This window comes from Methylobacterium pseudosasicola, assembly GCF_900114535.1.
Classification (GTDB): domain Bacteria; phylum Pseudomonadota; class Alphaproteobacteria; order Rhizobiales; family Beijerinckiaceae; genus Methylobacterium; species Methylobacterium pseudosasicola.
This window is the reverse complement of sequence record NZ_FOTK01000062.1, coordinates 1-21,022: the sequence shown is the minus strand read 5'-3', so window position 1 is coordinate 21,022 and position 21,022 is coordinate 1. Positions and strand designations below refer to the sequence as shown.

The following is a 21,022-nucleotide window of genomic DNA, read 5'->3' as shown; positions in this document are numbered from 1 at the left end:
GCCGCCACCCTGCTGGTGCCGGGGCTCGCGGAAGCCCTGAAGGCCTCTATTCCGGTCGTGGCGATCGTCCAGGACGTCCACCGCCGCTTCACCGACAGGAACGCCTTCCAGGAACTCGATCACCTCGCCCTGTTCGCGGGCGTCGCCAAATGGGTGCGCCGGGTCGCGGTCGCCGAGCGCATAGACGACTACGTCGACATGGCGTTCGCAGCCGCGGCCTCCGGGCGCCCCGGGCCGGCGGTGCTCTTGGTGCCCCTGGACCTGCTCGACGAGCGGCCCGATTTCGACGCTGCCGCGCCGCGGCGTTCGGCCAGTCTCGGCACCTATCCCCTCGACCGCACGGTCGCCGACCCGGCCCGGATCGCTCAGGCCGCCGAGCTGATTGCCGGAGCGCAGCGACCGCTGGTCATCGCAGGCGGCGGCGTCCACTCCTCTGGCGCCTACACGGAACTCGCCGCGCTCCAGGCCCTCGGATTGCCGGTCGCCACTACGGTGATGGGCAAAGGCGCCGTTGCTGAGTCCGATCCGCTCTCCGTGGGCGTCGCCGGTTACTTCATGGCGCCGCGGGCGCGGGCGTCCCATCTGCGCGCGCTCGTCACGGAGGCCGATGTCGTCCTTCTCGTCGGCAACCGGACCAACCAGAACGGCACCGACAGCTGGTCGCTCTACCCGGAAGGCGCCCGTTTCATCCATCTCGACGTGGACGGGGGCGAGATCGGCCGGAACTACGAATCCCTGCGCCTTGTCGGCGACGCCAAGCTGACGCTGGCCGCCCTCGCCGAGGCCCTGCGGCTGCGCGATCTGTCTGGGCTCGAGGGCCGCCGCGCGGCTCTCGAAGACATGATCGCCCGTGCCCGGGAGGCCCACGCCGCCGACATGGCCCGCCTCGTCGATCTGGAGGCCACGCCGATACGGCCAGAGCGGATCATGGCTGAGATCGACGCGGTGACCACGCCCGAGACTGTCGTCGTCGCCGATGCGAGCTACGCCTCGATCTGGATCGCCAACTTCCTCACGGCGCGGAAGGCCGGCCAGCGCTTCCTGACACCGCGCGGCATCGCGGGCCTCGGCTGGGGCCTGCCCTTTGCCTTGGGCGCCAAGGCCGCGCGCCCGGAGGCGCCCGTGATCTGCGTGACCGGGGACGGCGGGTTCGGCCATGTCTGGTCGGAGCTGGAGACGGCGCGGCGCATGCGGCTTCCGGTCATCGTCGTCGTCCTGAACAACCGAATCCTCGGCTACCAGAAGCACGCGGAGCTGAGCCTGTTCGGCGACTTCACCGACGTCTGTGATTTCGAGGCGGTGGACCACGCCGCGATCGCGCGGGCCTGCGGCTGCACTGGAACGCGCTTGGAGCGCCCCGGGGATCTCGCGCCCGCTCTGCGCGAAGCACTCGCGAGCGGTGCCGTGACGGTGATCGACGTGATCACCGACCAGCGCGCCTACCCGCCGATCACCAGCTTCGAGGGCAAGGACGCCCTCGCCTACTGAAGCCGACGACCGATCCACCGAGAAAGCGCGCGAAGCGCCGGGTCGACACAGGACACGGGAGGAAACGATGAGACTTCTTGCGCGTGCACTCGCCGCCGCCCTCACTCTGGGCGTCGCGGCCCAGACGACGGCCGAGACGACGGCCCAAGCCGCCGACGTGAAAGTCGGCGCGCTGTTCCCGTTCAGCGGACAGCTCGCGCTCCTGGGCGAGGAGAGCGCGCGGGGCGTCGAGATCGCGGTGGACGAGATCAACGCCGCGGGCGGCGTCCAGGGACACAAGGTGGTGCTCACCCGGGGCGATGCGGTCGACAACAACCAGGCGATCGGCGAGGCGCGCCGCCTGATCTCCCTGGAGCGGGTGGTGGCGATCTTCGGTTCCTATTCGTCGGCCCGCTCGATCGCCGCGAGCCAGGTGGCCGAGCTGTCGGGCATCCCGTATTTCGAACTCGGCGCTGTCGCCGAAGAGGTGACCGGGCGCGGGCTGCAGTATCTCTACCGCACCAACCCGACGGCCGAGGACATGGCCAAGCTCGCGGTGGAGATGATCGTCAACAAGGTCGCGGCCGGGCTCGGCAAGAAGCCCGAGGACCTGAAGATCGGCATCATCTACGAGGATTCGAGCTACGGCACCTCGGTGGCGAGCTTCCAGAAGAAGTATGCCGCTCAGGCCAAGCTCAACGTCGTGACCGCGCAGGGCTATCCGGCCGCGACGGTTGACATGTCCTCCCTCGTCCTCGACCTGAAGGGACGTGGCATCGACGTCCTGCTCCAGACCTCGTACCAGAACGATTCCGTCCTGTTCCTCCAGCAGGCCAACGAGGCGGGCTTCAAGCCGGGCGCCATCATCGGCGGCGGCGGCGGATACTCGATGCAGCCCACCGCCGACGCGGTCGGGCACAAGGTCATCGAGGGCGTCCTCGACACCGATTTCACCCAGTACCTCGTCAACACGCAGTACACGCCCGGCCTCGAGATCTTCGTGGCGGCCTACCAGAAGAAATTCGGCGGCGCGCCGCGCTCCGGACACTCGCTCAACAACTACGTCGGCGCCAAGCTCATCCTCCAGGCCATTGACAAGGCGAAGGGCTTCGAGCCCGACACCATCGTCAAGGCGGCCAAGGGCATCGACGTGAAGGACGGCGTCACCGCGGTCGGCTACGGGTTCAAGTTCGGCAAGAACAACCAGAACGAGCGCGCCGCGATGATGGGCATGCAGTGGCAGGGCGGCAAGCTCGTCACGGTCTATCCCGAGAGCGCCGCCGTCGCACCCATGGAGATGCGCAAGTAACCGCGCCGCCGTCACGGAGATCGGGGATGGACGTCTTTCTCCAAGTGCTTGCCAACGGCGTGATGCTCGGTGGCTTGTTCGCCATCGTCAGCGTCGGGCTGACCCTGATCTTCGGCATCGTGAAGGTGGTCAATTTCGCTCACGGCGAGTTCCTGATGGTCGGGATGTACCTGACCTACCTCGCGGTGACCGGGCTCGGCCTCCACCCGTTCGCCGCGGTGATCCTCGTCGTCCCGATCCTGTTCCTGCTCGGCGCCCTGACCCAGCGGTTCCTGATCCAGCCGCTGCTCGCCGCGGGCGATCATCACATCCAGATCTTCGCCACGGTCGGCCTGTCGACGGTGCTGATCAACCTCGCTCTCCTCGTCTTCGGGGCCGACATCGCCAACACCCCGCCGTCGGGCCTGCGCCAGCCGCTGCAGATCGGGCCGGTGCGGATGCTCCTGGGGCAGGTGGTGATCCTCGGTGCGGCGATCGTGCTGGTGGCGGGGTTGCAGACGTTCCTGGCGCGAACGCGCACGGGCCGGGCGATCCGGGCGGTGGCCCAGAATCGCGCCGCGGCGGAGTTGATGGGCATCGATGTGAACCGGATCTACGCCCTGACCTTCGGCATCGGCGCGGCCTGCGTCGGGGTTGCAGCGGTGCTGATCGCGCCGCTCTACCCGACCTCGCCTAACAGCGGCACCTACTTCGTGCTGATCGCCTTCGTGGTCGTCGTGCTCGGCGGCCTCGGCTCGATCCGCGGCGCCCTCGTCGGGGCGATCCTGATCGGCCTGATCGACAGCGTCACGGGCTTCTATGTCGGCGCCGACATGCGCGAGGTCGCCGTCTTCGGCGTGTTCCTGGCGATCCTGATCCTGAAGCCCTCGGGCCTCTTCGGGCGTCAGCTCCGGCTGTCCCACGTCTCGCCGTGAAGGGGTCGCGATGACCGATATCCCGATCTCCGCGGCACCGGTCCCCGAGCGCGCCGCGCTCCCGCTTCCGGGCGCTATGGCGCTGGCCCTCGTTCTCGCGGTGCTCGTGGCCGTCCCGGTGGCGATCGGCAATCCGTTCGTCTACCACGTCTTCATCACGATCTGCGTCTTCGCGGCGCTCTCGACCGCCTGGAACATCGTCGGCGGCTACGCCGGCCAGCTCTCCCTCGGCCACGGCATCTTCTACGGGCTCGGCGCCTATTGCGGCATGCTGCTCGTCGGCGCCGGGATCAGCCCGTGGATCGGCATGGTGGCGGGCGCCGCCCTCGCCATGCTGGTGGCGCTCGCCATCAGCTATCCGTGTTTCCGGCTGCACGGGCCGTTCTTCTCGCTGGCGACGATCGCCTTCCTCGAAGTTTTCCGCGTGCTGGCCCTGCATTTCCGGGACCTGACCGGGGGCGCCACCGGGCTGATGATCCCGCTCAAGTTCGGCTGGGCCTGGATGGTGTTCCGGGATCGCTGGCCGCCCCTGGCCATCGCCTTCGGGTTGCTGCTGCTGACGCTGGCGGTCGCGTGGTGGATGCGGACCCACCGGATCGGTTTCTACCTCGTCGCGACCCGCGAGCGGGAATCTGCCGCCCGCGCCGCGGGCGTGCCGACGGTGGGCATGCGGCTTGTGGCCGTGGCGGTGTCGGGGGCGCTAACCGCGATGGTCGGCACCTTCCACGCCATGTACCTGACCTTCATCGAGCCGGCGGCGGTGTTCTCGCTGACCCTGTCGATCCAGATCGCGATGTTCGCGCTGATCGGCGGCCTGGGCACGGTGTTCGGACCGCTGCTCGGCGCGCTCCTCCTCGTGCCGATCACTGAGCTCGCCCGAGGCTGGCTCGGCGCGAAGGCGCTCGGGCTCCACGGGCTCGTCTACGGCCTCGTGCTAGTGCTCGTCGTCCTGTTCCTGCCCAACGGCCTGATGGGGCTCGTCGCGCGCTTCACACGGACGAGAACAGGTACCCGCGGGGTACAAGCCAGTGCGGTCGCCGCCGCGCCGCGGGCGGAGGAGCGGCGGCCGGTCGGCGATGCCGTCATCCAGGTCGAGGGTCTGCAGAAGCGCTTCGGCGGCCTGCACGTGACCAACGATGTCGGCTTCACGCTGCGCGAGGGCGAGATCCTCGGCCTGATCGGTCCGAACGGGGCCGGCAAGACCACGGTCTTCAACATGATCTCCGGCTTCCTGAAGCCCGACGCCGGAACTGTGAGCGTCCGCGCGCCGGACGGGACGTGGCACAATCCGGGTCGACCGGCGGATTTCGCCGCGCTCGGCGTCGGCCGGACCTTCCAGATCGTGCAGCCCTTCGCGGCCATGACGGTCGAAGAGAACATCATGGTCGGCGCCTTCTACCGCCACCGCGACGTGCGCGAGGCGCGGGAGGTCGCGCGCGAGACTGCCGAGCGGATGGGGCTCGCGCCCTGGCTCCAAAGTGAGGCCCGCGGCCTCACGATCGGCGGCCTCAAGCGGCTCGAGGTCGCCCGCGTGATGGCGATGCGCCCGCGCGTGCTGCTCCTTGACGAGGTGATGGCCGGCATCAACCAGACCGACGTGCGCCGGGCCATCGATCTGATGCTGTCGATCCGCGATTCCGGTGTCAGCATCATCGCCATCGAGCATGTCATGCAGGCGGTGATGGCGCTGTCCGACCGGGTGATCGTCCTGAGTTCCGGGCAGATCATCGCCCAGGGCAGCCCGCAGGACGTCGTGCGCGATCCCGCCGTGATCGAGGCGTATCTCGGCAAGGAGTTCGTCCATGCTCACGCTTGAGCGCGTGGATGCCGGCTACGGCGCGACCAGCATCCTGCACGCCGTGTCGCTGGACGTGCGTGCCGGCGAGGTGGTGACCATCGTCGGCGCCAACGGCGCCGGCAAGACGACGACGCTGCGGACCATCGCCGGCCTGGTGAGGCCGACCCGCGGACGGATCCTGTTCGAGGATGAGGACGTCACACGGCTCTCAGGCCACGAGATGGTCGAGCGGGGCGTCACCCTGATCCCGGAGGGGCGCCAGCTCTTCCCCGAGATGACTGTGCGGGAGAATCTGCTGATGGGCGCCTACCGCCGCGCGGCGCGCGAGCGCCAGACGGAGACGCTGGCGGAGGTGCTCGACCTGTTCCCGCGGGTGCGCGAGCGCCTCGACCAGAATGCCGGCTCCCTCTCCGGCGGCGAGCAGCAGATGGTGGCCATCGCCCGCGGGATGATGGCGCGTCCCAAGCTCCTGATGTTCGACGAGCCGTCCCTCGGTCTCGCGCCGATCGTGGTGGCGCAGGTCTTCGCGGTGGTCGACCGGATCGTGAAGACCGGCGCCACCGTGCTGATCGTCGAGCAGAACGTGTTCCACACGCTCCAGGTCGCCGACCGGGGCTACGTGCTGGAGAACGGTGAGATCGTGCTCGCCGACGCGTCCGCGGCGTTGCTCGACAACGACCACGTGCGTCGCGCCTATCTGGGGATCTGAGATGACCGAGCGGCAGACGAACCCGGACGCGATCGCGTGGCGACCGAGCCATGCCGACCGGCGCGTCCTCGTCACGGGGGCCGGGCGCGGGATCGGCCGGGCGATCGCGGAGGGCTTCAGCGCGCGCGGTGCCCAGGTCGGCGTCGCCGACGTGAACCCGGACGATGTGGCCGCGACGGTCGCGGCCATCGAGATGGCGGGCGGGCGCGCCCTGCCGATGCAGCTCGACGTCGCCGACTATCCGGCGGTCGAGGCGGCCCTGTCCGAGGCCTCCGTCGCGCTGGGCGGCGCGTTCGACACGGTGGTCAACAATGCCGGCATCTCGCCCAAGCACGACGGGGCGGCCCACCGCGTCTGGGAGATGGATCCGGCGGAATGGAACCGCGTCGTCGCGGTGAATCTGACGGGGGCATTCAACACCGTCCGGGCGCTGATGCCGGCGATGCGCATGGCGGGGCGCGGCTGGATCGTCAACCTGTCTTCGGTGGCGGGCAAGACCTACTCGCCGATCGTCGCCTGCCATTACGCGGCTTCAAAGGCGGGGCTGATCGGCCTCACCAAGCACCTCGCGGCCGAGCTCGGCCCGTTCGGCATCCGCGTCAACGCGATCGCTCCGGGCCGGATCGAGACCCCGATGGTCCGGGCGGTCGGCCGCGCGGTCAACGACGAACAGGCCCGCCTGACGCCGATGGGCCGCCTCGGCGCGCCCGAGGAGGTCGCGGACCTCGCCCTCTACCTGACCTCCGCAGAAGCCAGCTTCGTCACCGGCCAGACCGTCGACGTGGCGGGCGGCCTGTACATGACGTGAGCCAAGACAGGGCGGGACAGGGCATGGAAGGGAGGACGGCCATGGACGGAGCGATCACCACGGCCGGGATCAGCGGACGGACCCGGGTCTACGGGATCGTGGCGGACCCGATCTACCACGTGAAGGCGCCCGAGGTGATGAGTGCGCTGTTCGCCCGTCACGGGGTGGACGGCATCCTCGTCCCGCTGCACGTGACTACGGACGGCTTGGCCGGAGTGATCGAGGGGCTCCGGCACCTGCGCAATTTCGGCGGCTTCATCGCCACGGTGCCGCACAAGACGGCGATGACCGGCTTGTGCGACGCGCTCACCCGCGAGGCCGAGCAGATCGGGGCCGTGAACTGCGTCCGGCGCGAGGCAGACGGGCGCATGGTCGGCACGATGCTGGACGGCATTGGCTTCGTCGAGGCCCTGCGTGCTGCGGGCGTGGAGCCCCGTGGCCGGAGCGCGGCGCTCGCAGGGGCCGGAGGCGCGGCGAGCGCCATTGCCTTCGCGCTGGCGGAAGCGGGCGTCGCGCGCCTGACGATTCTGAATCGCACCGCCGACCGCGCGCAGATGCTGGCGGAACGCCTGCGCGCCGCCTACCCCACCCTCGCCGTCGCGGCCGAGGGAAGCCAAGCGGACCACGACCTCCTCGTCAACGGCACATCGCTCGGGATGCGTCCGCAGGACGCCACCCCCTTCGACCTGACCGTCCTCCATGCCGGCCAGTTCGTCGCCGAGGCGATCATGGAACCCGAGACGACCCCGCTGCTCGCCGCGGCGCAGGCTGCGGGCTGCCGCATCCAGAAGGGCCTGCCGATGCTGAAGCGCCAGATCGCCCTGATGGCCCGCCACATGGGCGCATTGTAAGGCTGGATCGGTGGGACGGATCGATATCGACGCCGCTGCGGCGGGTGACTTCGACTACGTGATCGTTGGCGGTGGCACGGCAGGCTGCGTGCTGGCCAACCGGCTGAGCGAATCCGGGACGCACCGGGTGCTGCTCCTGGAGGCAGGGGGACGCGCGCGCAGCCCCTGGGTCTCGATCCCCGCCGGATTCAGCCGCCTGCTCCAGCACCCGTCCTACAACTGGCGCTTCCGGACCGAGCCGGAGGAGGCGACCGGAGGCCGGGTGATCGCGGTTCCACGGGGTCGGGGGCTCGGCGGCTCGACGCTGATCAACGGCATGATCTACGTGCGCGGGCAGCCGCAGGATTACGATGCTTGGGCGCAGGCCGGGTGCCGCGGCTGGGGCTTCGCCGACGTGCTGCCCTATTTCCGCAGGCTCGAGGATTTCGATGGGCCGCCCGATCCGCTGCGCGCCCGCGGCGGGCCGCTGCCGCTGACCGAAGTCGCCGAGCGGCCGGCGATCGCGGAAGCCCTCATCGCCGCCGCGCAGGCGGCCGGATATCTGCGCAATCCCGACTACAACGCGGCGAACCAGGACGGCTTCGGCTATTATCAAGTCAATCAGCGGCGCGGGCGGCGGATCAGCGCCGCCGACGCCTACCTGAAGCCTGCGCTGGCGCGTGCGAACCTCGCTGTCGTGACGGACGCACACGTCCTGCGCCTGACATTCGATCGAGATCGGGCGAGCGGCATTGCCGCTCTGGTCGGCGGGCGCGAGTGCCTCTTCCGTTGCCGCGGGGAGGTGATCCTCGCCGCCGGGGCGGCCCAGACCCCGCAGATCTTGGAGCTGTCCGGCCTCGGTGATCCGGCGATCCTCGCCGGGCTCGGCGTGACGGTGCGGCGCCCGCTCCCGGGCGTCGGCGCCAACTACATGGACCATTACTGCACGCGCATGAACTGGCGTGTGCGCCTGCCGGTGACGCTGAACGAGCAGACCCGCGGCCTGCGCCTCGGGCTGGCGGCAGCGCGCTACCTCGCCACCCGGCAAGGGATCCTGGCGCTCGGGACCGGCCTCGCCCACGGCTTCGTGCGCACGCGACCGGGGCTCGACGGGCCCGACGTGCAGTACTTCTTCATGCACGCGAGCTACGCCAACGCCGCCGAGCGCAAGCTCGATCGTCTGCCCGGCATGACGATCGGCGTCACGCAGCTGCGGCCGGAATCGCGCGGCACGATCCACGCCGCCTCGCCCGACCCGCTGACGCCCCCGGCGATCCGCCCGAACTTCCTTGCCACGGAGGAGGACCGCCGTGCGATGGTCGATGGGATGAAGATCGCCCGGTCCATCGTCGCGCAGGCGCCGATGGACCGGTTCCGCGGCGCCGAACTCAACCCGGGTCCGGGCTGCCGGGCGGATGCGGACTGGCTCGACTTCGCCCGCCGCGACGGCCAGACGATCTACCACATCTGCGGCACCTGCCGCATGGGCGGCGATCCCGAGTCGGTCACGGATCCGCAACTGCGCGTACGCGGGGTGCCGGGGCTTCGCGTGGCCGACGCCTCGGTCATGCCGCGCATCGTCTCCGGGAATACGCAGGCGGCGGTGTTCATGATCGCCGAGAAGGCGTCCGACCTGATCCGCGCCGATGCCTGAAGCATGCCGTTCACCGATAACCCTCCGGGAGCAGCGGCGCGGTGCGGGCCATACCGGCCCTGCTCAGGCGCAAGGCGGCCCCCAGCATCGGCCGTGTGGGGCACGAAGGTCCGTGTCGGCCGCGACGGCACCGCGGCATTTCGAGTTTGATCGCGCCTATAATCGACAGCGTCCACCGCGAGGCGTCCGAGGTCGGAAGTGTTCGGAAACCACGACGATAAGGGGTCGGCGTCATGCTCTACATGGTCCACATGCAGGTTAACATCCCGGACACTCTACCCAAAGCGGAGGTGGATCGCCTGAAGGCGCAGGAAAAGGCCTATGCGCAGAAGCTGCAGCATGAGGGCACGTGGCGGCACCTTTGGCGCATCGCCGGGCAATACGCCAACTACAGCGTGTTCGACGCCGCCGGCAACGACGAGCTTCACGACATTCTGAGTTCGCTGCCGCTCTATCCGTACATGTCGATCAGCGTCACGCCGCTGGCGCAGCATCCTTCCGCTATCGCAGCCAACTGACGGGTCGACGCCCATGCCGTACATGATCGAAACGTTCGACAAGGCTGGAAGCCTCAACCTTCGCAAGGCCAATCGTGCGGAGCATCTCGTCTACCTCGACCAGATCAAGGACAGGCTCTTGGCCTGTGGCGCGAAGCTGAACGACGATGGGAGCGATGCCGGCGGCGGCCTGTACGTCGTCGATGTCGACACCCGCGCGGAAGCCGAGGCACTTATCCAGGCGGACCCGTTCCACAAGGTGGGCCTCTTCGAGCGCGTCGAGATCAAGCGATGGCGCAAGGCCTACCTCGACGGCCGAAGCTATCTCTGAACGGCAGAACGACTGTCTTCTGCCGGGAGCGGTCGCTGACGAGCGTCGCCTCATTGCGCTGCCCGATCTCTTCAAAGCTGCGATGTCGCATCAAGAGCAATACAATACGGGAGGCTACCATGATCCGTCGTACCTTGACGGCGGCCGCTGCGTTCGCCGCTGCCGCCCTCACCGTCGTACCGGCATCCGCCCAATATGCTGACGGCGGTATCAAGATCGGCATTCTGACCGACATGTCAGGCGGTTATTCGGATCTCGCCGGGCGAGGATCCGTGACGGCGGCACAGCTCGCGGTGGAGGATTTCGGCCGGCCGATCAATGGCCGACCGGTCGAGCTGATCTTCGCCGATCACCAGAACAAGGCGGACATCGCCTCGTCGATCGCGCGCCGTTGGTTCGATACCGAGGGGGTCGACGCGATCTTCGACACGAATTCCTCGGTCGCCGGTCTGGCCGTGCGCGAGGTCGCGCGCAGCAAGGGGAAGATCGACATCAACTCCGGTGCCGGCTCCATGGCACTGACCAACGCCGCCTGTTCGCCGACGGGCGCCCACTGGACCTGGGATACGTATTCCCTCGCCGCCGGGACGGCTTCGGCTCTGGCCGATGATCCGAAGAACACGTAGTTCTTCATCACGGCCGATTACACGTTCGGGCACGACCTGGAGGCGCAGGTCACCCGCGTCGTCAAGGCCAAGGGCGGCACGGTGCTCGGATCGGTCAAGCACCCGTTCCCTAATCCCGACTTCTCGTCCTACCTGCTGCAGGCGCAGGCCTCGGGGGCGAAGATCATCGGCATGGCCAATGCCGGCGCCGATACGATCAACACGATCAAGCAGGCGAGCGAGTTCGGGATCCTGCAGGGCGGACAGCGGCTGGGTGGTCTCAATATCTTCCTGACCGATATCTATTCCGTCGGGCTGCCGGCCGCTCAGGGCATGATCCTGACGACGGGCTTCTACTGGAACATGGATGAGCAGACGCGCGCCTTCGCCCGACGCTTCGGCGAGCGGATGGGCGGCCGGATGCCGACCATGGTGCAAGCCGGCGATTATTCGGCCGTGCTCCACTTCCTCAAGGCGGCCGAGGCCGCCGGGACCGACGACAGCCTGCGGGTCATGGACAAGATGCGCGAACTGCCGATCCAGGACTTCTTCGCGCGGAACGCCAAGCTGCGCCCGGACGGACGCATGGTGCACGACATGTACCTCGCCCAAGTGAAAGCACCGTCAGAATCGGCTGGGCCTTGGGATTTCTACAAGATCCTGAAGACCATTCCTGGCGAGCAGGCATTCCAGCCGCTTTCCCAAAGCACGTGCAAGTTGGTGAAGGGGTGATACGCCCCTTCGGGCGGATATGAGCTGAACTGCAACAAGGATCGTCGGTTTCTTTGGTTCTAACGCCGAAAGCCGTCCGTCTGCTTTCGGCCAATCCCAGCCGTATCGGTTGGCGCCTCTGAATGACGGGTCGGGGTGGATTTCTGCCGGTCTGCTTCCGGCCGGCGCACGGAAGAAAGCGGACATCGCCGTCCCACTCGCTCTCTGCCCGAAGCGACCTTCTACGCGGCGGCCGCCCTGGCTGCTGCGATAAGGCCCGCCTCTGGGCTGTTGAGAGGGCGTATGTCCGGGTCGATCAGGTTACATGCTCCGGCCATTGAAGCCTGGGCCAGCGCGACCCGCGTCGCGCCCTCCTGCGCCGCCGTCATGGCAGTACGAGCGATCATAGCGAGGTAGACATCGCGGTTACCAGCCTTGAATGACTCCCAAGCTCCGGGAACTAATCTGACGTCCACTTCTGCACCAGTGGCGCGCGCTGCCGACTCGAACAAGAGCCTTGTTGGCTCGACAGTTGTTCTGACAGCGCAAAGCGCGACGACTTTACCTCCGCTTCTCACCGCCGCGGTAGCCAGCGCCGCATCGACCCGCATGACGGGAATTAGGGCCTCCACAGCTGCAGCCTCGGCGGCTGGTCCCAGCGTGGAGCAGGTCAGGAGCACGACGTCAGTGTTGACGCTTAAATCTCGGAGCTCCGCGGCTGTTCGGGCAGCGATCTCGGGGGTAAGCTGTCCTTCCCGCTCCGCTGCTGCGAGAAGTTCCGCCCGCACCTCATGACGCAGTTCCACCCCTGTCAGGCCGATCATACGCAAAGCATGATCGAAAACGGCTATGTTGCTCTCGGCCGTGTGGAGGCAAGCTATTCGGACCATACGATGTCCTCCTCTAGTGGGTAGTCTTCATATCCATCAAATTAGGCGGTCCGCCGAATGACTGCTTTTGAAATGCTCAAGCGATGTTCGAACTGCTCGGCATGGTTGGCTTTCTGCCTGTCTGCTAACGGAGAGCGAAGCCACGATACCGGAGGTCACCCAGAGCGTGCTGGCCGACGGTTTTGTGCCCCAAACGGCCATGTGCAAAGCGCCAGCTGTTTGGCTGTCCTTTCAAATTTCATCAGGTGCGTGCTCTGCCGTGCGTTTCAGGCATTCTTGATGACGAGCTTGAGCGAGCCGGCGATGAAAACGGACACGAGGAGGATCGCCGCCATGCCGAGCATGCCCGCATTGTAGGACCCTGTCGCATCCTTGAGGTAGCCGACGAGATAGGGGCCCACGAAGCCACCGAAAGCGCCTACGGAGTTGATAAAGGCCAGACCGCCAGCCGCGGCTGCTCCCGTGAGAAAGCTTTGCGGGATCGTGTAGAAGACTGTCCGTGCTGAGATCGTGCCGATCAGCGCCAGCGTCAGGCAGATCAGCGCGGGGATCATCGCGTCGAACAGGGTCGAGGCGGCGAGCCCGACGGCGCTTAGAATCAGCGCCGCGACGAGGTTGTAGATTTTTTTACCAGTCCGATCGACGTACTGCGCCCAGACCACCATACCCACCGTGGCGAACAAGTACGGGATCGCGGCGACCCAGCCGACCGCGATGTTCGACAGGCCATGGCCTTTCAGGATCTGCGGCAGCCAGATGCCGATGCCGTAGGAGCCGATCGTGAAGGCGAACGTGATGGTGGTGAGCAGGACCACGCGCACATCCTTCATCGCCGCCCAAAGGTCCTTCTTCGGCTTCTCGTGCTTTTCGTTGGCGAGCTCGTTCACGAGGGCGGCGCGCTCGTCGTCGTCGAGCCAGGTCGCGTCCTTCGGCGTATCGGCGAGCTTCCACAGGCAGGCGAAGCCGAGGAGGCACGCTGGCAAGCCCTCGATCAGGAACATCCACTGCCAGCCGCCCAGGCCGAGGAAGCCGTCCATGCTCAGAAGCGAGGCCGAGATCGGGCTTCCGAGCAGCGACGACAGCGGCGTGGAGGCCATGAACAGCGCCAGCACGCGGGTGCGGTAGCGGGCTGGGAACCAGATCGAGATGTACCAGATCACCCCGGGGAAGAAGCCGGCCTCGAACACGCCGAGCATGAAGCGGATGACGTAGAAGCTCATGGGACCGACCGCGAAGGCGGTGGCCGCCGCGGCGAGGCCCCAGGTGATCATGATGCGCGCGAGCCAGCGACGCGCACCGAAGCGGTACATCAGGACGTTGCTGGGAACTTCAAGCAGGCAGTAGCTGAAGAACAGGATGCCGGCGCCCCAACCGAACTGTGCGGCGGTGAGGCCGATGGCCTGGTTCATCTGCAGGGCGGCGAAGCCGACGCTGGTCCGGTCGAGATAGTTGAACAGGTAGGCGAGGCCGAGGATCGGGACGAGGCGCCGCGTGTTCTTGGCGACCGCGCTTTCCAAAAGGCGTGTTTGGGCATCCGGCTCGACGCCGGTTGCCGCCGCGACAGCGACGCTCATCTGATCCTCCCTTTGTAAGTCTTGCTCTCGGACTTGGTGCCCGGATGCATTACCGTCCGCCCGAATGCCGGCTGAGCATGCGCCGGGCGTGTCAGATCTCTGTCAGGAGGTCTTCGTCCGGTCCAATCGCTAATGTTCAGCAAAAGATAACCGGGAGGAATTGATGGACCTCAGGGACCTCGCGTTCTTCGAAGTCATCGCCGACACCGGACATCTCGGGCGCGCGGCGGATCGGCTCGGCCGCACACAGCCGGCACTGACGAAATGCATCCAGCGCCTGGAGGCCTCAGTCGGGGCGGAGCTGTTCGCCCGCTCCGGCCGCGGCCTCGTGCTGACGCAGGTTGGCGACGTGCTTCTGAGCCGGGCGCGGCTGATGCGGACGGCGATGGACGAGGCGATCCGCGAGGTCAGCGAGTTCGCGGCCGGTACCGCCGGGCACGTCCGGATCGGCACCGGCGCCACCATGGCCGAATACCTGCTCCCCCATATCTGCCGCCAGCTCATCGCCGCGGCGCCGGGCGTGACCGTGGACCTCCAGATCGGCATGAGCGGCGTACTGCGCATGGCGCTTCGCGAGAGCCGCCTCGACCTCTTGATCGGGCCCGTCCTGCCGGGCGACGCCGACGAGTTCAGCCACGAGGCCCTCGGCGCCGACGAAGTCGTCGTCGTGGCGGCCAAGGGCCACCCGCTCTGCGGCCGCACTCTTCGGATCGAGGAATTGAGCGGCTGGAACTGGGTGCTGCCCGCCCGTACGGTCGCGATGCGCCAGTGGCTCGACACGGTGTTCCAAGCCCACAACGTGGCCGGGCCCCACGTCCAGATCGAGACCAACTCGATCACCATGCTTCCCCGGCTGATCGGCGAAACCGAACTCCTGAGTTTCACCTCGACCCGGAACCTGCTGCCGTCGCGCCTGGGCAATTGGGTCGAGCGGCTCGACATCGACGCGACGACCCTGCGGCGCCCGCTCGGCTGCATCCATCGGCGGGACAGCTACCTCTCGCCGGCCGCTTCCCGGGTGGTCGCATTGCTGCGCGAGCAGGGGACAGCACTGCTGGCCAAAGGTGGTCCGGAACCCGCCGGTACGGTGCCGGAGAATGCCCCTCAGGAATTGGTGGCGACGGCGTAGATCCGCGCGGCGGTACCGGAGAACAGAGTGGCGACCTCTTCCTCTCCGGCGTGAATCGTCAGGCGCTTGAACGCGTTCCAGACGGTCCCGTAGCCGTATGAGCCCTTGTCGACCGGAAAGTTGCTCTCGAACATGCAGCGGGCCGGTCCGAAGGCGTCGATGCAGGTCTCGATGTAGGGCCGCCACGTCTGGGCGAGGTCTTCGGACGACGGCGGCACTGCGCCGGCCTCAAAGCCGAACCCGTTGATCCGCATGCCGAGGCCCCCAAGCTTCACGACGACGTTCGGGCATTCGGCAAGCGTTCGGATCGCCTTTGCCCAGTTGGCGAAGACCACGTCCCGTCGGCCGGCGTAAGCGCCGATGCCGAGCACGCCGCCGCAATGGTTGAGGATGATCGTGGTGGCCGGGAAGGCGCGGGCGAGATCGGTCAGCTCGCCGAGTTGCGGATGGAACAGCCACGCATCGTAGCCGAGGTTACGCGGCGCGAGGCAGGCAAAGCCCGCCCGAAAGGCCCCATCCGCCAGGAGGCCAGGCGGCCCGGCGCTCAGGGGGTTCATCAGGCTCGCATCGGCGTCCCAGGTCGTGAGGTGGCGAACGCCCCGGAAGCGGTCGCCACCGGCGCGGATATGATCCTCCAGCACGTCAGCGACCGCCGCGCCGGCCCGGAGATCGACATGGCCGATGATTCCGGCGCAGACCCGGGTCGGACCATAGAGCCCGCTTGCCGCCATCGCCGCGACGCCATTGGCGAACTCCGTCTCTCCCACGACCCGGAACGCCGCGGGCCCATCGGCGCGGTACATCGCCTGTGCCTGCATGTAGATCGTGGCCTGGACCGCGTGGCCGCTGTCCCGGATGTCGGCGAGGTACTCCTCGAACAGGTAGCGCCAGCCGGGCCGGTCCCACAGGTGGTGGTGGGCGTCGATGATCGGCAACTCGGGACGCAAGGGCTCCTCGCGTCCCGCGGCGAGCCAGTCCGGGCGGACCGGCAGATAGTTGGGGCCGCTCACGGGGTCGGCTCCCCGGCGGCCGAACCCGGGAAGTCGCGCGGCGCCGGCCCTGTGTAAGTGTAGGAGATGCCGCGCGGCATCGGCCCCTTGATGCGGCCGCCCTGCTGCGTCTGCTCCCAGGCATGCGCCAGGATGCCGACCGACCGAGACAGGATGAACAGGCCACGGCCGAGCGGCGGCGCGAAACCGAGTTCGGCATAGATCACCGCCGTCGCGCCATCGATGTTCATCGGGATGCCGCGGCCCTTGCGGCGCCCGAGGAGCGCCTCGACGCCGCGACCGATGTCGGCAAAGCGGCCATTCACGACGCCCTGCTTCCGCGCCTCGTCGACGAGGGCGAGCAGGCGGGGCGCACGGGGATCGACCGGGTGGAAGCGATGGCCGAACCCCGAGATGATCTTGCCGCGTGCGGCGATGAAGGCGTCGAGGCCGGCCTCGACCGCGGCGTCTAGGGCCTGGCCCTCGTCCATCCGCCGGGCGATGTCGGCATAGAGATCCATGCACTGCTCGCCCGCGCCGCCGTGGACGTCGTCGAGGACGTTGATGGCCGAGGCCATCGCGCCGTTCAGGGGTAGGCCGCAGGTCACAGACATCCGGCCGATCGCGATTGATGGCGCCTGAGGCCCGTGATCCACGGCCGAGACCAGCGCCGCCTCCAGGAGCGCCCCCTCGGCAGCCGATGGCATGCTGCCGCGGAGCATCAGCCAGATCATCTGCGGGAAGCTGACAGCGCCGATCAGCTGCTCGATGGGGAAACCCGAAAAACGGATGCTTCCGGGTTTCATGTCGATGATCGCGGTTGACCACCACGCCTTGGCGGTATCGAGGATCGCCGCAGGGTCCTTATCGCTCATGGGTCTCGCTCCTTGGTTCGGATCTGGACGAGGATTCAGCTGCTGGAGCTCTCGGCGCGGGCCTTGAGCTCCGGCAGCTTGGCGGAGGGCGGCACCGACGGGCGGTTCGCCGCGGCGACCGAGCCGTGCGCCTTGAAGGCGGCGATCCGCTCGGACCCGTACCCGAGCTCCGCCAGCCACCGGTCGGTATCCTGGCCGAGTTGCGGAGGAGGCGCCGGGGCCGGGTAATCCTCGTCAAGGAGGAACCCAGGACGGGTGACACGCATCGGCTGATCCCCGGTCACGGTGGCGTCGAGGGTCTCGACGAAATGGCGGCCGGTGACCTGCTCCTCCGCCAGGATCTCCGGCACGGAAAGGACGCTGCCGGCGGGGACGCCGTTGGCGTTCAACACCTCCTCCCACTCCTTGGCGGTGCGGGCCTGCAGGGCGTCGTTCAACTCGTCCGAAAGCGCGGCGCGGTTCACCTTGCGGGATTGGCGACCGGCGAAGCGCTGATCCGTCTTGAGGTCAGGCCGGCCGACGAGGTCGCACAGGGTCTCGTACTGCTTCTGCTCATTGGCGGCGATGTTGAGTGGGCCGCCACCGGTCCGGAACGTGCCGGAGGGCGCTGCGGTGAAGTTCTCGTTGCCCATCGGCTGGGGCTCGACGTTGCCGTTAAGGTGGTTGGACACGACCCAGCCCATGGCTGCGAGCGTCGCCTCCAGTAGCGAGACGTCGATTCGACGGCCGCGTCCCGTGGTGCGCTGCTCGACCAGCGCCGAGGAGATGGCGAAGGCCGCCGTGATGCCGGCGATGGTGTCGGAGATCGGGAAGCCGGTGCGCAACGGCGCCGTAGCCGCGTCGCCCGTCACGCTCATGGCGCCGGACAGGCCTTGGACGATTTGGTCGTAGGCCGGGCGCCCGAGCCAGGGGCCGTTCTGCCCGAAGCCGGAGATGGCGCAGTAGACGAGGCGGGGGTTGCGCTTCGCGAGCACGTCGTAGCCGAGGCCGAGCCGCTCCATCACCTTCGGCCGGAAGTTCTCCAAAACGACGTCCGCCTTCTCGACGAGACGTAGGAAGATCTCCTTGCCGTCCGCGGCCTTGAAGTCGATGGCGACCGACTGCTTGCCGGCATTCACGGCCACGAATGACAGGCCCATCAATTGTTCGGCCATCTTCGGATCGGCGCCGAGGCGGCGGGCGAGGTCGCCACCCTTGGGGTTCTCGACCTTGATCACCTCCGCACCCATCCGCGCGAGATGGTAGCCGCAGAAGGGGCCGGCGAGCACGTTGGAGAGATCCAGCACGCGGATACCCTGCAGGGGGAGCGTCATCGCGGAGTTCCTTCTTGGGTTCGGAGATCAGTCGAGGCGGAATTCAGTAGAGGCCGAGCCACTGCCAGTAGGTCGCCGCGCAGAGGGCGTAGACGAGGCAGGCCAGGGCGCAGATCGCGACGCCGACCTTTGGGAAGTCCCCGACGGATAGGCGGCCGGTGCCGTAGACGATGATGCTGGGCAGCGTGTTGTAGAACATCAGCAGCGGGTAGCCGCCGATGATCATGCCTGCGGGCAGAGCGAGGGCGACGGGGCTGATGTTGGCCGTGTCGGCCATCGCCAGCACGATGGGCAGGAGGGCGGTCGCCATCGCGGTGGTGCCGACGAAGATGACGTGCAGGTACTGCACGATCAGCATCACCACGACGATCACGACGAGGGCCGAGGCGCCCGCGAGACCGAGGCCGTGAAAGATGGCGTTGGCGAGCCAGCCGGCGGCGCCAGTCTTGAGCAGGATGTCGCCGAGTGAGATGCCACCGCCTGCAACGAGGAGGACCTGCCACGAGACGCCCTTGTTGGCGTCGGCCCAGGTCATCACGCCGAACTTTGGCAGGAAGAGCGGGACGACGCCGGCGAGGCACACGACGGTGGTGTCGAGCCCCGTCAGCCCCTGTGTCGCCCAGAGGCCGGTGATCACAACGAAGACGAGGAGGGTGCGCCATTCGGCCGACGACATGCGTCCGAGCTTCGTCAGGTTGGTGCGGATCGTCCCGTCGATCTCGGAGGTCCTGGCGTCGACCTCGGGCGGGAAGACGCGCTGGATCAGGGCCCAGGTTGCGAAGGTCATCACCAGCGCGGGCGGGAAGCCGTAGAGCAGCCACTCGGCGTAGGTGATGGTGTGGCCGCTCGCCTTGGCGACGAACTCGACGGTGACCGGATTGGGTACCGTGGCTGTGAGGATGCCGGCCCCGATAGTGGCGTTGGTCATCGTCAGGGTCAGGAGGAGGTTCACCGCGAAGGGCGAGCGTCCCGCTGTCCCGTAGAGTGCCAGGATGCTCAGGCATTCCGGCAGCAGGATCGCGGTGCGGGCGGTGGAGGACGGGACGAGGAAGGCAAGCGCGACGTTGACGAGGGTCACGCCGAGCGTGACGCGGGTCGGTGCCGAGCCGATGCGTAGGAGGATGAGGTAGGTGATGCGTTCGGCCAAGCGTGTCTTGACCATCGCGGTGGCCAGCACGAAGGCGCCGACGATGAGGTAGGCGGAGGGCGCCGAGAAGCCTTCGAGGGCGCCCTTGACCGTGGTGATCCCCGACAACGATGCGGCCGGCACGACGAGCAGGCTCGCGACCGCGAGGGGCACGGCCTCCGTGAGGTAGAGGACGAAGATGCAGCCGAACAGGGCGAGCGCCTTGTGGCCGAGGAGCGTGAGACCCGTCGGGGTCGGTGTCAGCCAGATCGCCACGGCCACCAGCACGGCGGCGGCCACCCCCGCGAGTTTGAGCGCGGCGTGGTCATTCGGTGACGGCGTCGCGACGACTGCAGTCGGTGGCGCACCTTGCGCGTCGACGCCCATCGAACCCTCCCTGCTTCCGTTGCAGGCCGCACCTCTTATGGGAGCGGTCCGATCCCCGAAGACCCGTTGCGGTCTCGTCGGCGGTCGGTCGGCGCAGGGCGTGAGCGAGGCTGCGAGCGACTGACGTTAGGATGCCAGTGCTTGTGTCAGGGCCGCTTGAGCGGGTCCAATCGCTAATTTTCAGGGTTCGATAAACGGGAGGAATGATCCCAAGACGGCCCAAGCGCCTCTGAATAAGGGGCATCGCAGGCTGGCTGAGGACGCTTGTTGTTCCTCTTCCCAAGCTGGGCAAAGCGAGGTGGCCCGCTGCGGCTGTAGATCTTGAGGTCCGCTTTCAGGCTGCTGTCGCGAGACCCTGTACGACCGGGTTGGGTCGATAGGAGGCCGTCCAATTTTCCGGCGGGTCTGCTCCGAACCAGCCATTCCGCCTACGGCCACCTTCGGTCATTCTAGTTCGCTCAGACTTCCAGCAAGCGGACCTTCTGAAGGTCTGAGAAGGGTCAGATCCTACCGTTGATTAGACCGCGGGCCTATGTCCGTTTCCGGGCAACGCACGCAGTAACGCGTACGACTTGGCTGGGTCGCTATAAGCCCGTCCGCTTGTCATGCAGTCCTCCTCCGGAGCGCTTGTCCCGCTATCGACCCGCTTCTTCCGGCAGCATTCTCGAGCCAGAATGAGGGGCTTCACAAACCAAGATCGACCAGCGAGCAAGACATCCTCTATCGACAACGGCTCAGGGAGCATACCGGCTGAAGACGGCCACGGATCGAGCCTCGCCATCCATGATCTCGGCCTTGATGGCCTTAGAGCGCCTAACAGAACGGGCACGGATTGGGCGGGCGGGCGTTGGTCGTGATGGCTCGTCCGCTTCTGCCCGATGATCTCTGGACCGAGATTGCGCCGCTTCTGCCGCCGTCCCGCCCACGTCCAAAAGGTGTCCGACGGCCGATCGAGAACCGAGCTGCGTTGACCGGCATTCTGTTCGTGCTGCGCTCAGGCGTTCCGTGGGAGATGCTGCCAGCGGAGATGGGCTGCGGCTGCGGGATGAGTTGCTGGCGGCGCCTGCGCGACTGGCAGGCGGCCGGCGTATGGGCCCGCCTGCATC

18 protein-coding genes and 1 pseudogene are annotated in these 21,022 nt (G+C 67.5%); 13 read left to right on the top strand and 6 right to left on the bottom strand.

What is annotated here, in order from left to right; translation table 11 throughout:
• The 11 genes and pseudogenes from BM228_RS30510 to BM228_RS30460 all read left to right on the top strand — a co-directional run.
• On the top strand, window positions 1-1,488 hold a 1,488-nt coding region (locus BM228_RS30510), incomplete at its 5' end, for an acetolactate synthase catalytic subunit (RefSeq protein ID WP_092046573.1).
• Window positions 1,489-1,555: 67 nt separating this feature from the next.
• Complete coding sequence (locus BM228_RS30505) at window positions 1,556-2,776, top strand: ABC transporter substrate-binding protein (RefSeq protein ID WP_092046571.1); 1,221 nt, start codon at window positions 1,556-1,558, stop codon at window positions 2,774-2,776.
• A 26-nt stretch (window positions 2,777-2,802) separates the two neighbouring features.
• A complete protein-coding gene (locus tag BM228_RS30500; RefSeq protein ID WP_092046569.1) occupies window positions 2,803-3,690 on the top strand; it encodes a branched-chain amino acid ABC transporter permease in 888 nt (295 codons plus the stop codon).
• A 76-nt stretch (window positions 3,691-3,766) separates the two neighbouring features.
• Window positions 3,767-5,506, top strand: a complete 1,740-nt coding sequence (locus tag BM228_RS30495; RefSeq protein ID WP_425285025.1) for a branched-chain amino acid ABC transporter ATP-binding protein/permease — start codon at window positions 3,767-3,769, stop codon at window positions 5,504-5,506.
• A complete protein-coding gene (locus tag BM228_RS30490; RefSeq protein ID WP_092046566.1) occupies window positions 5,493-6,197 on the top strand; it encodes an ABC transporter ATP-binding protein in 705 nt (234 codons plus the stop codon). Before BM228_RS30495 ends, BM228_RS30490 begins: the two co-directional genes overlap by 14 nt.
• Window position 6,198: 1 nt before the next feature.
• A complete protein-coding gene (fabG, locus tag BM228_RS30485) occupies window positions 6,199-7,005 on the top strand; it encodes a 3-oxoacyl-ACP reductase FabG (protein WP_092046565.1) in 807 nt (268 codons plus the stop codon).
• Between the two features lie 41 nt (window positions 7,006-7,046).
• Window positions 7,047-7,856, top strand: coding sequence for a shikimate dehydrogenase family protein (locus BM228_RS30480; RefSeq protein WP_208612133.1), 810 nt, complete (start codon window positions 7,047-7,049; stop codon window positions 7,854-7,856).
• Window positions 7,857-7,866: 10 nt separating this feature from the next.
• Window positions 7,867-9,489, top strand: a complete 1,623-nt coding sequence (locus BM228_RS30475) for a GMC family oxidoreductase (RefSeq protein WP_092046562.1) — start codon at window positions 7,867-7,869, stop codon at window positions 9,487-9,489.
• Between the two features lie 233 nt (window positions 9,490-9,722).
• Entirely contained in the window at window positions 9,723-10,007 is a 285-nt protein-coding gene (catC, locus tag BM228_RS30470; RefSeq protein ID WP_092046560.1) for a muconolactone Delta-isomerase, read from the top strand.
• Between the two features lie 22 nt (window positions 10,008-10,029).
• On the top strand, window positions 10,030-10,317 hold the full coding sequence (locus BM228_RS30465; protein ID WP_244537396.1) for a YciI family protein: 288 nt from the start codon (window positions 10,030-10,032) through the stop codon (window positions 10,315-10,317).
• A gap of 122 nt (window positions 10,318-10,439) precedes the next feature.
• Window positions 10,440-11,654 (top strand): annotated as a pseudogene (locus BM228_RS30460) (ABC transporter substrate-binding protein).
• Window positions 11,655-11,875: 221 nt separating this feature from the next.
• On the opposite strand, the gene BM228_RS30455 reads toward BM228_RS30460, so the two are convergent.
• Together BM228_RS30455 and BM228_RS30450 are read right to left on the bottom strand one after the other, a co-directional pair.
• Window positions 11,876-12,457, bottom strand: coding sequence for an Asp/Glu racemase (locus BM228_RS30455; RefSeq protein WP_244537395.1), 582 nt, complete (start codon window positions 12,455-12,457; stop codon window positions 11,876-11,878).
• A gap of 332 nt (window positions 12,458-12,789) precedes the next feature.
• The gene (locus BM228_RS30450; protein ID WP_092046556.1) at window positions 12,790-14,097 is read right to left on the bottom strand and encodes an MFS transporter; all 1,308 of its coding nucleotides are present in this window, start codon (window positions 14,095-14,097) and stop codon (window positions 12,790-12,792) included.
• 163 nt (window positions 14,098-14,260) lie between these two features.
• On the opposite strand from BM228_RS30450, the gene BM228_RS30445 reads away from it, so the two are divergent.
• Window positions 14,261-15,226 (top strand): LysR family transcriptional regulator, encoded by a 966-nt coding sequence (locus BM228_RS30445; RefSeq protein ID WP_092046554.1) that lies wholly within the window; start codon window positions 14,261-14,263, stop codon window positions 15,224-15,226.
• Here BM228_RS30445 and BM228_RS30440 read toward each other — a convergent pair.
• From BM228_RS30440 to BM228_RS30425, 4 genes are read right to left on the bottom strand one after another with little or no spacing between them, the layout of a single operon-like run.
• Complete coding sequence (locus BM228_RS30440) at window positions 15,202-16,236, bottom strand: amidohydrolase family protein (RefSeq protein ID WP_092046553.1); 1,035 nt, start codon at window positions 16,234-16,236, stop codon at window positions 15,202-15,204. The two genes, BM228_RS30445 and BM228_RS30440, sit on opposite strands and share 25 nt — an antisense overlap.
• Entirely contained in the window at window positions 16,233-17,090 is an 858-nt protein-coding gene (locus BM228_RS30435) for a citryl-CoA lyase (protein ID WP_092046551.1), read from the bottom strand. Before BM228_RS30435 ends, BM228_RS30440 begins: the two co-directional genes overlap by 4 nt.
• A 35-nt stretch (window positions 17,091-17,125) precedes the next feature.
• On the bottom strand, window positions 17,126-18,403 hold the full coding sequence (locus tag BM228_RS30430) for a CaiB/BaiF CoA transferase family protein (RefSeq protein WP_092046550.1): 1,278 nt from the start codon (window positions 18,401-18,403) through the stop codon (window positions 17,126-17,128).
• A 43-nt stretch (window positions 18,404-18,446) separates the two neighbouring features.
• Window positions 18,447-19,916 (bottom strand): SLC13 family permease, encoded by a 1,470-nt coding sequence (locus BM228_RS30425; protein ID WP_092046548.1) that lies wholly within the window; start codon window positions 19,914-19,916, stop codon window positions 18,447-18,449.
• Between the two features lie 856 nt (window positions 19,917-20,772).
• On the opposite strand from BM228_RS30425, the gene BM228_RS30420 reads away from it, so the two are divergent.
• Window positions 20,773-21,022: transposase (locus tag BM228_RS30420; protein ID WP_139234280.1), on the top strand; the 250-nt coding region annotated here is incomplete at its 3' end.

What these genes read in the sequence shown, in the direction of transcription:
- BM228_RS30450 (WP_092046556.1), bottom strand. Translation starts at nt 14,097, where the DNA reads ATGAGCGTCGCTGTCGCGGCGGCAACCGGCGTCGAGCCGGATGCCCAA.
- BM228_RS30490 (WP_092046566.1), top strand. Translation starts at nt 5,493, where the DNA reads ATGCTCACGCTTGAGCGCGTGGATGCCGGCTACGGCGCGACCAGCATC.
- BM228_RS30425 (WP_092046548.1), bottom strand. Translation starts at nt 19,916, where the DNA reads ATGGGCGTCGACGCGCAAGGTGCGCCACCGACTGCAGTCGTCGCGACG.
- BM228_RS30435 (WP_092046551.1), bottom strand. Translation starts at nt 17,090, where the DNA reads ATGAGCGATAAGGACCCTGCGGCGATCCTCGATACCGCCAAGGCGTGG.
- BM228_RS30495 (WP_425285025.1), top strand. Translation starts at nt 3,767, where the DNA reads ATGGCGCTGGCCCTCGTTCTCGCGGTGCTCGTGGCCGTCCCGGTGGCG.
- catC (WP_092046560.1), top strand. Translation starts at nt 9,723, where the DNA reads ATGCTCTACATGGTCCACATGCAGGTTAACATCCCGGACACTCTACCC.
- BM228_RS30465 (WP_244537396.1), top strand. Translation starts at nt 10,030, where the DNA reads ATGATCGAAACGTTCGACAAGGCTGGAAGCCTCAACCTTCGCAAGGCC.
- BM228_RS30500 (WP_092046569.1), top strand. Translation starts at nt 2,803, where the DNA reads ATGGACGTCTTTCTCCAAGTGCTTGCCAACGGCGTGATGCTCGGTGGC.
- BM228_RS30445 (WP_092046554.1), top strand. Translation starts at nt 14,261, where the DNA reads ATGGACCTCAGGGACCTCGCGTTCTTCGAAGTCATCGCCGACACCGGA.
- BM228_RS30480 (WP_208612133.1), top strand. Translation starts at nt 7,047, where the DNA reads ATGGACGGAGCGATCACCACGGCCGGGATCAGCGGACGGACCCGGGTC.
- BM228_RS30455 (WP_244537395.1), bottom strand. Translation starts at nt 12,457, where the DNA reads ATGATCGGCCTGACAGGGGTGGAACTGCGTCATGAGGTGCGGGCGGAA.
- BM228_RS30505 (WP_092046571.1), top strand. Translation starts at nt 1,556, where the DNA reads ATGAGACTTCTTGCGCGTGCACTCGCCGCCGCCCTCACTCTGGGCGTC.
- BM228_RS30430 (WP_092046550.1), bottom strand. Translation starts at nt 18,403, where the DNA reads ATGACGCTCCCCCTGCAGGGTATCCGCGTGCTGGATCTCTCCAACGTG.
- fabG (WP_092046565.1), top strand. Translation starts at nt 6,199, where the DNA reads ATGACCGAGCGGCAGACGAACCCGGACGCGATCGCGTGGCGACCGAGC.